We start from the raw sequence: 12,214 nt of genomic DNA, 5'->3' as shown, positions 1-12,214 counted from the left end.
TTGGCAGAGTCTAAAGGTAGTCGGACTATCAAGGCTCTGGTAAACTCTGCGCTCCAAAAATTATGAGGTTTATCATGTCCGTTAATTTCGCTGATCTTGGCATTGAACAACATTTGGTGGAGACGTTAACTGGTTTAAATATCGTTACTCCAACACCTGTGCAGGAAAAATCTATCCCGCATGTCTTGGCCGGAAAAGATCTACTTGCTGCAGCTCAAACAGGCACAGGTAAAACCGCCGCATTTGGTTTGCCAATTATCCAAGCCGTGCAGCAAAAGAAACTGAACGGAACACCTCAAGCTCTGATTTTGGTGCCGACGCGTGAACTTGCTCAACAGGTTTTCGATAATCTAACGCAATACGCTACCAACACTGAGCTTCGCATCGTTTGTGTCTATGGTGGCACAAGCATTGGCGTACAAAAGAATAAGCTTGAAGAAGGAGCTGATATTCTTATCGCGACTCCTGGACGCTTACTTGACCACTTGTTTAACGGCAATGTAAACATTTCAAAAACGGGAATACTTGTCCTTGATGAAGCCGACCGTATGCTAGACATGGGCTTCTGGCCAGATCTTCAACGTATTCTTCGTCGCTTACCTGAGAGCAAACAGTTCATGCTATTCTCTGCGACATTTGAAAAACGCATTAAAACCATTGCTTATAAATTGATGGATGAACCCGTTGAAGTCGAAGTGTCTCCACCAAATACGACAGCCGAAACGGTAACGCAAATGGTGTACCCAGTTGATAAGAAGCGCAAGCGTGAACTATTGGCGTATTTGATTGGATCTCGTAACTGGCAACAAGTGTTGGTATTCACTAAAACCAAACAAGGTAGTGACGAACTGGCGAAAGAGCTTAAGTTGGATGGTATCAAAGCTGTGTCGATTAATGGTGACAAGTCGCAAGGTGCTCGTCAGCGTGCACTTGATGAGTTTAAATCGGGTAAAGTTCGCGCTTTGATTGCAACTGACGTCGCCGCGCGTGGCTTGGATATCCAGCAACTAGAACAAGTAGTGAACTTTGATATGCCTTTCAAAGCTGAAGATTATGTTCACCGAATTGGTCGTACTGGCCGAGCTGGTAAATCTGGTTTAGCTGTGTCTTTGATGAGCCGAGATGAAGAGTATTTGTTGCACGCTATTGAGAATTTGCTCGATCAACGTTTACCACAAGAATGGTTAGAAGGTTTCGAGCCGAGTCTAGTTGAAGAAGTGGAACCTGAAAACAATAATGGTGGTGGCCGACGTAAGAGCCGTTCATCAGAAAAACGTAAACTAAAAGCGAAATTAGCGATTCATAAAAATCGTGGTAAAAACCGCCGATAGAAAAGGTGATGGCGTCTATCAGTAACTCTGATTACGCCGTCTTAGCTTCTTGGTAGGCTTCAAGGGGTTGAGGCATCGCCAATAAGTAACCTTGATACATATCGAAACCGAGTTTTTCATTAAGCTAAGTTGATGCTCGGTTTCAATTCCTTCAATAACGGTTTTTGAACGAATATCTTTTGCGAGATTGAGTGCTTCCATCAAGCAAGAAAAGTCCCCATTTTCATATCTGAGTAAAAGTGACCGGTCAATTTTAATGATATTCGGTTTTACGCATCGAACTCGCTCAATGGTAGAAGCGTCAATTCCGTAATCATCAATCGCCAGAAGATAACCATTGTTGCTCAACTCCTTCGTGGCTTTATATAAGAAAGCTTCATCACTGGCATCTAATTCCACCAATTCCATGACGATCTGCTCCCGCCTTAAATCAGCTTCAATAATCGCTTGTTTGAGTAGATTGCTGTATGAAACATCTTTTGCCAACATTTCCGCGGCTTTAGGCAGAACATTCAAAAACAGCTTCTTATTACAAAACTTTGATTGACCAAAGTTACTGATGTGAATGAGACGGCTGAGACGTTCAACATTGATTTGGTCATGGACGGGGATAGTGTTTGAATGGAAGAACTGATCAGGTCTGATCATTAAGCCTTCTTGGTTACTAATTCTAACCAATGCTTCGAGACCGATGATGGAAAGATCTTGTTTATAGATAGGCTGAAACACACTACGCAACGTGAGTTGATTGTATTGTGCTATGTACTGCCCATCGGGTTGCTTCGATATGCAGCCAAGCAGCTGCGAAATACTCATCATTATTGTTGTAACCTAGACCAATGCTCTTTACTGATGCTTAACTGATTGTTGTGCATCTAGTTTTACTTCAGTAGTTTGAATCTAAGCGTGGGCTTGCTCCAAGGCAAGAGAGTTAACACTCGATAAACAGAAATATCGACCAGCATCAAACAAATGGATGAACAAGCTGATAATCTACCCGTTGCAATTTGATACTACCACTGTAATACCGCATAAAGTTGGAGGTATTTTCTGACCAATTGTTGTTTGTTTGAACGACGCAAAGGGTGGCCAAATTTAATGTAGCAAGGGCTAATCCCAAACCTACCATCCAAAGAATTGCTCAACTGCGATTCACTTGTAAAGAGCGTGATTCCTTGCTCGGTATATTCATTAATTGGCTCAGGAAGTTCACCCATCCACCAGTGTAAAAGCTCTCGACTGGTTTTACTGCGGCTAATCCAATGGTCACTGACCAAAAACAACAAATCATTGGGTTGTAGCGCATACCCATATTCACTTTGCCATTCGGTAATAGAGGAGAGCAGGTTCTCTCGGCAAGAATTTCCTGCGCTCACCATATGGTGGCTTAGTACCCAAACCGTACCCATTTCAGAAGAAATACGATAATGATGAGGTAAATCTGGTGCATCGAGCACTTCGATTGGTTTAATGACACTGCTGTAGCCAAAATGGCGGAAGGTGTGTTCCATACGCCTTGCAAACGCGAGTCCAAGGTGATGTTCACTCATGCCTTGGTTATGCACCGCAGGATAATGCTTCTCACAGAGTTTGAGACAATCGTCCTGAAAATCATTGACACTTTGGATGACTAAGTCGAGTAGCAAAGAATATCCCTTAACGGTTAACAAAATGAACGGCGAAAGGTTAGCATAGTCCTTTTAGGATAGACTAATTTGGAGAGGCAACTTCTTGATCTAAACATCAATTTTGAGAATGGAACAGTATAGGTAGAACATGATCAAACTAGAAAGAGCACAAAAAGAAGCATTGGCGACAGCGATACAAGATTACATGCAAGACGAGTTGGAAGTGGAAATAGGTCAGTTCGACAGTGAGTTTTTGATTGACTTCATCACTGAAAAATTAGCGCCTATCTACTACAACAAGGGCATCGAAGACGCCAAAACCGTGATCGAACGACGCATGTTAGAAATGACGGATGAACTGTATGAGATAGAGCAAGAAGTTCAACTCTAAGTGTCAGTTTTTTAAATGATTTGAAGTTCCTTCTAATTTTTCGAACAACTTGTTTAAAAAGGTGTTATTGGTTAGATGTAAAGGATGGTAAATAATCTGTTGCATACAAGGTAAATAAGTTAATGTTGTGTTTCTTGCTCAACATCAACTTAGGAATATATCTAGGACGTGAGATGGATACACTGGTAAAGAATTACAACCTAACTGCACGATTTATGCATTGGCTATCTGCGCTTTGCATAATCGGTTTATTTGCTGTGGGTTTGTGGATGGTCGACCTTAGCTACTACAGCGAATGGTATCGCACTGCACCACATTATCACCGCTCTGTGGGCATTTTATTAGCAACCCTCACTTTGGTACGCATCGTATGGAAGCATGTGACGGCGTCACCAAAAGTGGAAGGGAAACCTTATGAAGTAGTAGCAGCGAAAGCCGCACACGGTGTGATGTATCTATTGCTCATCACCATCTTTATTTCAGGTTACCTCATCTCAACATCTGATGGTCGCGGTATCGAAGTATTTAATTGGTTTACGGTGCCAGGGGCGGGGGAATTGTTTCCCGGTCAGTCGGATATTGCAGGTGAAATTCACTTCTATGCAGCTTGGGCAGTAATCCTAATGGCAGGTTTACACGCAGCTGCTGCACTCAAACATCACTTTATCGATAAAGACAACACATTAAGAAAAATGTTAGGAGCTTCAAAATGAAAAAGTCACTTTTCGCTACAGGATTAGCAATCGCTATGGCACTACCTTTTGGTGCTAACGCTGCAGATTACGTTATCGATACGAAAGGTGCTCACGCATCAGTTAACTTTAAAGTTAGCCACTTAGGTTACAGTTTCATCAAAGGTCGTTTTAATACATTTTCTGGTGACTTTTCTTTTGATGAAAACAACATCGCAGATTCGAAAGTAAATGTAGTGGTTGATACGACAAGCCTTGATTCAAACCATGCAGAGCGCGACAAACACATCCGTAGCGGTGATTTTATTGATGCCGGTAAGTTTGGCGAAGCCACATTTAAGAGCACCAAAGTTGTCGACAAAGGCGACGGTAAGCTAGATGTAATAGGTGACCTAACGCTACATGGTGTTACTAAACCAATTACGATTACTGCTGAATTTGTTGGTGCAGGGAACGACCCATGGGGTGGTGAGCGTGCGGGCTTTATTGGTCAAACTCGTCTAGAACTTGCTGACTTCGAAATCCCAGTAATGGGTTCTTCTAGCTACGTGGATATGGAACTGCACGTAGAAGGTATCAAAAAGTAACCTTCTTGCAGTACAACAGAGTTTCCAAATGATGAAAGCGCTCTTAATTAGAGCGCTTTTTTATTGGTGCCAACCGTATATTGTCAGTATTTATATTGTTTATGCGGTTTCTAGAACGTTATCTTCAACAAGGTTTAAGCGTTCGCCGTAAACTGGGCGCAGAGCTTTAAGCACTTCATTACGTGTTACAACGCCAACCATCAAGCCATTTTCTAGAACAGGGAGTACCTGAGGTTTGCTTACTTTGATGCTTTTTGCTCGCTCTTCTAGAGAAAGAGAGGTTAAGCGTGTAGCCATCCCCATACTTGTTGTCGGGTATAGTTGTTCTTTGTCAATGCAAAGGAATTCAACGACATCAACTAGGCGGTCATTGGCATCAATTGCCACGACATTACGACTCATCAAATCTACGACTTTCTGCTCGTTAGCAGGAATGTAGTCTTGGCACCACAATTCAACCATCACATCATGAGCAGAAAGGAAGCCAACAAGACGGTTTTGAACATCAACAACAGGTGCACTGATTAGATTGTTATCCAATAGGGTATCAAGTGCAGTTGCTACTGGCATTTCTACGCTTAGCGTAACTGGCGTTGGGTTCATGATTTCTTTAACGATAGATGCATTTTTCATAGTGCTTTCCTTAACTGACGTGAGTGTTGTAGTGTTTGTAATTGATGCAACTTTTGCTGCTTTTAATTCTGGGCGACGGTAAATGCACCAGTTAGCTAAGCCAACTAAGACGGCACCACCGACGATGTTGCCAAGTGTCACTGGAATTAAGTTTGCAGTAATAAAGTGACCGACATTTAAATCTGCGTATTGAGAAGCTGGTACGCCAACAGCAGTCCAGAACGATTCCGGTGCGAAGTTTGCGATAACGATACCCAGCGGTACCATGAACATGTTTGCAACACAGTGCTCAAAACCACTGCTGACGAACATGGCAACTGGCATGATGGTCATTGCGGCTTTAGTCATTGCATTTGCAGAGCTGAATGTCAGCCAAATAGCTAAACAAACAAGTAAGTTACAAAGAATGCCCAGTGCGAATGCTTGTACTAAAGTGTGGTGCAATTTATGTTGTGCGATGTTCAGTGCATTTAAGCCCCACTGACCCGCGTCCATTGTGTACAAGCCTGCCGCACTAACGAGAGCCAGTAAGAACATGGCACCAATAAAGTTACCAACGTAAACTTTGCCCCAAATCGAAAGCATTTTGCCGAATGAAATTTGTCTGTTTGCCCAAGAGATGCTCGAAAGCACAGAACTGGTAAACAACTCACCGCCGCAAATCACGATGAGAATTAAGCCCATACTGAACGCTAAACCACCAGCAAGACGACTAAGACCCCAACCAGCGTCAGCACTGCCTGTTGTTACTGTGATGTAGAACAGGAAAGCCAATCCGATAAATGCGCCTGCCATGATGGCCAAACCCAGTGTCATGCCGCTGGTTTTATTTGCCTTACTTAGCGCAAACTTCTCAGCTTCAGCCATCATTTCTTTTGGAGAAAAGTATTGATGATTTTCAGAGCTGCTCACCGCCATGTTGACTCCTTAGTTTGTGGTTCCATAGAAACTCCTTAGTTAATGAAATCGAGGTATGTAATGCGCTCGAAAATGAAGGTGTTAATTGTGTTTTGTTGCGGTGTTCCCGAACCGCATATCCAGATTAAGCACTCAGGACGTACAGGTAAAATTGATAATATTTAGAATCCTCATCAAATTATTTGATAAGTTTTGTAGGGTAGGTAAAATGAACCTCATTGCGTATTTACGCATGGATTTTGGGGTCGCGAGGGTATGAGGAATACTCGCCAATTAGGGAGACAACTTTGCGCTACTCACTTAAGCAATTAGCGGTTTTTGACGCAGTTGCAGACACCGGCAGTGTAAGCCAGGCCGCAGATAAACTGGCTTTAACACAATCAGCGACAAGCATGTCGCTTGCGCAATTAGAAAAAATGCTTGGCAGGCCTTTGTTTGAAAGGCAAGGCAAGCAAATGGCCCTAACGCATTGGGGGATGTGGTTAAGGCCAAAAGCTAAGCGTTTATTACAAGACGCGCTGCAAATAGAAATGGGATTTTATGAGCAGCATTTGCTGAGTGGGCACATTCGATTAGGTGCCAGTCAAACTCCGGCAGAACACTTGGTTCCTGACCTTATCAGTATCATTGATAACGACTTTCCAGAGATGCGAATCTCACTTGGAGTACAAAGTACGCAAGCCGTTATTGATGGAGTGTTGGATTACAAATACGATTTGGGCGTGATTGAAGGGCGTTGTGACGATAACCGTTTGCACCAAGAAATTTGGTGTCGTGATCATCTTACTGTAGTCGCAGCGTCTCACCATCCGTTTGCTCGTAACGATTCGGTTAGTCTTGCTCAGTTAGAACATGCAAAATGGGTTTTACGTGAGCATGGTTCTGGTACTCGCAAGATTTTTGATAGCTCTATTCACCATCTCATTGAAGATCTCGATGTTTGGCGTGAATATGAACACGTCCCAGTGCTACGCAGCTTAGTAGCGAACGGTCAATATCTTACTTGTTTACCTTACCTTGATGTAGAGCGATACATCGAAGCGGGTGAACTGGTGGCACTAAACGTACCTGAACTAAAAATGGATCGAACGTTGTCGTTTATCTGGCGTGCGGATATGGCGGAAAACCCATTGGTTGATTGCATCAAGCGTGAAGGTCTACGAATGATGAAAGGTAAACCTTCGGTGCTTTAAACGATATCTGATATAAATTGACCGAATTTTTCAAAAGGCTCTGCATTAGGCAGGGCCTTTTTTGTGATTTTTGATCAATTCATTATGATTTTGTTATTTTCGAAATCTGTTGATTTATCGGTTGCGTCAAATTTAACGTGTAAAAAATGAAACGATATGAAGTTTAATGTGATCTTAATCACCGAAGTGATAGGGCTATATGCCTAGTATTGACTGCCTGATTTCAATGTATGAAGGCAGTTCTCAAACCAATTCGGTACGAACTAGCAAGCGGGTAAGAATACCATGACAACACTTTTAGCAATCTCTATTACTACTGGCATTCTCTCTGGCGTGTGGGGCTGGATCGCGATCTCCCTAGGCCTGTTATCTTGGGCTGGCTTTCTTGGCTGTACAAGTTACTTTGCATCCCCGACAAGTGGCTTAAAAGGCTTAGGAATTAGCTTAATTACCAACTTGAGTGGTGTTTTTTGGGCAATGGTGATCATCTACGGTTCTACTTACGCTGGGCTAGAGATTCTTGGCTACGTAATTACTGCTGTTGTTGCGTTTTTCATGTGTATTCAAGCCAAGCAAGCTTGGTTAGCGTACATTCCTGGTACTTTCATTGGCTCATGCGCGACTTTCGCTGCTGATGGCAACTGGCAACTTGTCGTTCCATCACTGATTTTAGGTGGTGTGTTTGGTTACCTGATGAAAGCGACGGGACTTTGGATACATGCGAAATCAGCCGCTACTTCTTCGCTTGCTGAGCAAGTACAGTAGTGAACCCCCGATCTTATTTGTATCCACTGTGTATTGAGACTTATCCCGCTCAATACAGTTAATCAAAATTATTGATTCTTGATACGAGCACACCAAATTGGTGTGCTTTTTTTATGTTTGTATTTCCGTCCGCTTATCTGCAACACAAGTCATGGGCACGATCAGGTGTTGCCGTTCGCCATCGTTACTACTCGTTTTAGGGTCCAACGAAGCAAGACAGGGATGCATTCGACACCTCGTTCTTCGCAATGGGCAACGATAGCAAGGGCTAAATCTGGCTTCGCTTGTTTCTTCAAAACACGATTAACCACTTTTTTCGCAGGGATCGGGTGGTCATGAGGGATCTTAACAATGTCTTTAAAGAACAATTCGAACCCGTTGTTATACAAGAAGTGTTCAATGTCTCGATCTGGCAATTCGGTTAAGCGATGGCGTTCCTGATCATTATCTAAGTGCGCTCGAACCGTATGTGCGTATTTTTTCCCCGCAGGGTCTCCATCGGTAACAACGTGCCAATCAATCCCAAACTCTTTGGCCACTTTGATGAGTGACTTCAAACCAGACTGTGCAAACTCAACAATTTGAACACCCTCCGCCGCTAAATCATATCCGCATTGGCGGGCGAGTTCGTTAAATAGCCATACTTCAGTTTCTCCCTCAACCAATAACCAACAGCGAGCAAAGAGTGCACCTGCCCGGTGGAAGCGAATATGGAAGCCAATCCGTCTCAATTGATCGACACTAAATCGGTTAGTATTGAGTGACTTTGCAACGGTCTTGTCTGATAAACGAACTAAACGTCGGATAGAGGCCAATGGAACAGAACCGAGCAAACGGGCACTGTTGGTGGTAAGAATCTTCTGCATTGGTAATAGCTGCAACAAACTCCAAGCACGCGATAAGTGGGTAGGGTGTAAACGACCTTCCGGATCTTCAATGATCAAAATAGGGCGAGCGCAGCGCCTCAAGTCGGTTGGACCTTTTGCTTGCAAATACGCGTTTAGTAAGCCCATTAAAAGCAATCGACTTTGTTTGTTGTTGGTTTCTTTAAGAAACTGCGCAAGGCCTTTTTCAGAGGAGGGGCTCGCATAGAACAATCCGTCGCGTGGCTTTCTTGGGTTGCCTTTTTTAACACTTCGGAAAGCAAAGTAGTGTTCAACCAAAGTTTGCATGGAGCCTAGACTACTTCGTACCTCACCTTTGTTGACGTGGCCGGGCATGGCAACTAAACGACGACAAGTGTTGTTAATCCGCTTTTCAATACGTGCATTTTTGCTGTCTCCATTGGTGGGAGGAGCAGGGAAACGACGTGAGTCGCGTAAACGAATCACTGGATGCAGCGTCATGAGTTCAACCGCGAGCTTTTCTGAATGGTGCAGTTGTTTTGGTTCGCCGTCGCAATCTAGAAAGGCGTACTTTGTCGTCGTGTTATGGCCGTCTCGCGTGGCACTTATACGGTAATAAATGACGTGCTCATTGTCTGCATTGATACACCATGTCGGCTTTATACGACGGTAACGACCAGCATTCACTTCTTGTTTATCTTGCGCCTTAAAACACAGGATAATTTGTAAATGCTGCGATTGCGGATGGGCGATGGCGTAGTCAACGTGGAAATCAGTCATCTCAAACTGATAAAGAGAACCGTCAGCAGGAAGGGCAAGCGAAAGCGCATCAAGTAATGATGATTTGCCCCAAGTATTTTCACCAATCAAGGTGGTGAGTTCGTCAAAAGAGAGTGAAAGGCGTTTGATGCCTCTAAACCCAGAGATTTCGATGCGTTCTAGTCTCATCTCACTCCTCCTTGCAATTATTTGAATTATAGAGAGTTCTTTTGCTTCTCCTAAGCATATATGAAATTGGTCTAATCGAGTTAAGCTCAGTTCACAAAATTAAGAGCATTCACCCTAGGAATGCAGACCGTTTAGGCGTAAAGTCGCTTTCATAATTGTACGCAAGATGAATCTTGATCACGTTAAAATGAAATGACAATTTCTCTGTTTCATAAAATTCATGATTCTGTCATGATTCAATTCTAATAATTAAAAGGAATGAAAAGAGAGAAGATGACAATGAATAAAAATCATAAGCCAGTCAGAATCAAACTGGCGCACATCAATGACACACATTCCTACTTTGAACCAACGTCATTACAGCTAAAACTCAATATCGATAACGAACATACACTGGAGCCTTACGTGAGCGCTGGTGGTTTTTCGCGTATTGCAACGCGCGTAGAACAGCTTCGCGATGATGCTCAACGCCAAGGTCAGGGCATGTTGTTCCTTCATGCTGGTGACTGTTTTCAAGGCACGTTGTATTTTTCCCTATTTAAAGGCAAAGCAAACGCTGATCTGTTAAATGCTCTAAACATCGATGCCATGGCTTTAGGCAATCATGAATTAGATATGGGGAATGAGCCAGTCGCGTTGTTTTGTCAACGTACTCACTTTCCACTGCTTGCGGGCAATTGGGATTTGTCGAATGAGTTATCGAGCAAAGATCACCGTATGAGTGATTGTGACAATGTACTGAGCTTCGATACTGCAATTCAAAGTGCGCAATATTTGATCAAGGAATTTGATGGCGAGAGAGTGGCCATTTTCGGTTTGTCTATTGATAAGATGAGCGACATCGCAAACCCAGATGCGGATACACCATTCATATCTGCAATTGAAACCGCAAAGCATACGGTTGAACAGATTAACCAAGCGGGTATCAAAAATATCATTCTTTTAAGCCACTTAGGTTACGAAGGCGATCTTGAATTAGCATCCAAAGTAGAAGGTATTGGCATTATTGTCGGCGGTCACAGTCATAGGTTACAGGGTGACTTTACCGCTATTGGTCTAGGTCAAGACGACCCTTATGGCATTAAAGTTAATGACACTTACGTTGTGCAAGCGGGTTATCATGCGCTGACGATGGGGCATTGTGTGCTTGAGTTTGATGAAAGCGGCAAACCGACCATGCTAAATGGCCAAAATGAGTTGTTGCTTGGACGTCGAATCTTTTGGGACTCAACGTTAAACGAGCAGCTCGATCAAGGTGTGTTTGAGGAAGCGTGTGACTTTATTCATGGTCAGCCAAATGTGGTGGTGTGTAAGAAGCACCCTGAAACACAGGCAATTTTGAGTGATAAATACATTCCGCGAGTGCGCAAGTTGCAAGCACAAGTCATTGCAAACGTAGTGCAGAAAAAGCGTCATGTTCGAGTGCCCGATGAATTCGGTGGTAGCGAGCTTGCGCCATCCGTTGCACACTCCTTTCTTTATAGTTTGAACAAACGTGGTCATCAGGTTCAATTTGCAATTCATAATGCGGGTGGGGTGCGCACTTCTCTCAATCCGGGAAAGATCACCGTGGCAGATGTTGCCGGACGATTGTTGCCATTTGCCGTGCCAATCGGCTGTTATGATGTGCAAGGTAAAGCGATTCGTCTAGCATTGGAAGGCGCAATCAATAATGCACTCAACAATGGCGTTGAAGGCACTGGTTCTGGTAGCTACCCATATACGCATAACTTGAGCTTTGAATACGATGCGGGTGCGGCCAAAGGACAACGCATTAAAAAGTTAGAAATTTTTGATGGGGATCGTTGGTCACTGATTCAAGAAGAAGAGTGGTATCGCGGGGCATCCTCGGCCTACACAATGAAAGGTAAAGAAGGCTATGAAGCCTTGTTAAACATGAAAGGTGAAGGGTTTGTGAGTAACCTTTCTATGGCCGATTGTTTCATTGAATTACTGACCGATGAACCAAACTGTTTGAACGAAAATCACAAAGTTTATTCCCAAAAGAACCAGTAAAGCTTATTGGTATCCTTTTTGCTCTCTTTCTGTTGCACATGCGATTAAGAGGGAAGAGAGTATGTGGAAAAAAGATTGGGCTGATGCAGCGGTCGTCGTTGCGTGGGTCGCGGTTTGGTCAACACTGGTTTATTTTGTACCATTAACTGGTTTGTAAACCCGATAAGTCATCAAAAAGGAGCACAGCAGTGCTAATGCCGATCAGTTAAGAAATTAATAGACTGATCAATTGAACGATCCCACCAGTGTGTAAAAATCCGATAGACC

The 12,214-nt window shown here is 43.3% G+C and carries 10 protein-coding genes and 1 pseudogene; 7 read left to right on the top strand and 4 right to left on the bottom strand.

What is annotated here, in order from left to right; genetic code table 11:
* The first annotated feature begins 74 nt into the window (after positions 1-74).
* Positions 75-1,331: a DEAD/DEAH box helicase gene (locus OQJ86_RS11005; RefSeq protein WP_265987743.1), complete on the top strand. Its 1,257-nt coding sequence runs from the start codon at positions 75-77 to the stop codon at positions 1,329-1,331.
* Between the two features lie 31 nt (positions 1,332-1,362).
* On the opposite strand, the pseudogene OQJ86_RS11000 reads toward OQJ86_RS11005, so the two are convergent.
* Both OQJ86_RS11000 and OQJ86_RS10995 read right to left on the bottom strand, forming a co-directional pair.
* Positions 1,363-2,150: pseudogene (locus tag OQJ86_RS11000) on the bottom strand (EAL domain-containing protein).
* Positions 2,151-2,344: 194 nt separating this feature from the next.
* Complete coding sequence (locus tag OQJ86_RS10995; RefSeq protein ID WP_038870794.1) at positions 2,345-2,977, bottom strand: hypothetical protein; 633 nt, start codon at positions 2,975-2,977, stop codon at positions 2,345-2,347.
* 130 nt (positions 2,978-3,107) lie between these two features.
* On the opposite strand from OQJ86_RS10995, the gene OQJ86_RS10990 reads away from it, so the two are divergent.
* The 3 genes from OQJ86_RS10990 (at position 3,108) to OQJ86_RS10980 (ending at position 4,629) form a co-directional block, all read left to right on the top strand.
* Positions 3,108-3,350: a DUF2164 domain-containing protein gene (locus OQJ86_RS10990; RefSeq protein ID WP_005441892.1), complete on the top strand. Its 243-nt coding sequence runs from the start codon at positions 3,108-3,110 to the stop codon at positions 3,348-3,350.
* Positions 3,351-3,523: 173 nt separating this feature from the next.
* Positions 3,524-4,063: a cytochrome b gene (locus OQJ86_RS10985; RefSeq protein ID WP_038870791.1), complete on the top strand. Its 540-nt coding sequence runs from the start codon at positions 3,524-3,526 to the stop codon at positions 4,061-4,063.
* The gene (locus OQJ86_RS10980) at positions 4,060-4,629 is read left to right on the top strand and encodes a YceI family protein (RefSeq protein WP_038870789.1); all 570 of its coding nucleotides are present in this window, start codon (positions 4,060-4,062) and stop codon (positions 4,627-4,629) included. Before OQJ86_RS10985 ends, OQJ86_RS10980 begins: the two co-directional genes overlap by 4 nt.
* A 99-nt stretch (positions 4,630-4,728) precedes the next feature.
* On the opposite strand, the gene focA is transcribed toward OQJ86_RS10980, so the two are convergent.
* Positions 4,729-6,180, bottom strand: a complete 1,452-nt coding sequence (gene focA / locus OQJ86_RS10975) for a formate transporter FocA (protein ID WP_038870786.1) — start codon at positions 6,178-6,180, stop codon at positions 4,729-4,731.
* Positions 6,181-6,467: 287 nt separating this feature from the next.
* Between focA and OQJ86_RS10970 the strand changes: the two genes are divergently transcribed.
* Complete coding sequence (locus OQJ86_RS10970) at positions 6,468-7,373, top strand: LysR substrate-binding domain-containing protein (protein WP_038870783.1); 906 nt, start codon at positions 6,468-6,470, stop codon at positions 7,371-7,373.
* Positions 7,374-7,658: 285 nt separating this feature from the next.
* On the top strand, positions 7,659-8,138 hold the full coding sequence (locus OQJ86_RS10965; RefSeq protein WP_265987741.1) for a DUF1097 domain-containing protein: 480 nt from the start codon (positions 7,659-7,661) through the stop codon (positions 8,136-8,138).
* 161 nt (positions 8,139-8,299) lie between these two features.
* Here the strand turns inward: OQJ86_RS10965 and OQJ86_RS10960 are convergent, their stop codons facing one another.
* Positions 8,300-9,931: an ATP-dependent endonuclease gene (locus OQJ86_RS10960; RefSeq protein WP_039976767.1), complete on the bottom strand. Its 1,632-nt coding sequence runs from the start codon at positions 9,929-9,931 to the stop codon at positions 8,300-8,302.
* 273 nt (positions 9,932-10,204) lie between these two features.
* On the opposite strand from OQJ86_RS10960, the gene OQJ86_RS10955 reads away from it, so the two are divergent.
* Entirely contained in the window at positions 10,205-11,947 is a 1,743-nt protein-coding gene (locus OQJ86_RS10955; RefSeq protein WP_265987740.1) for a bifunctional metallophosphatase/5'-nucleotidase, read from the top strand.
* The last annotated feature ends 267 nt before the right edge of the window (positions 11,948-12,214 follow it).

Origin of the sequence: Vibrio sp. Sgm 5, assembly GCF_026241575.1 — a bacterium.
In the GTDB taxonomy this organism is placed as follows: Bacteria; Pseudomonadota; Gammaproteobacteria; order Enterobacterales; family Vibrionaceae; genus Vibrio; species Vibrio jasicida.
Note: the sequence above shows the minus strand (reverse complement) of the source record. Positions and strands in the feature narration are given on the sequence as shown.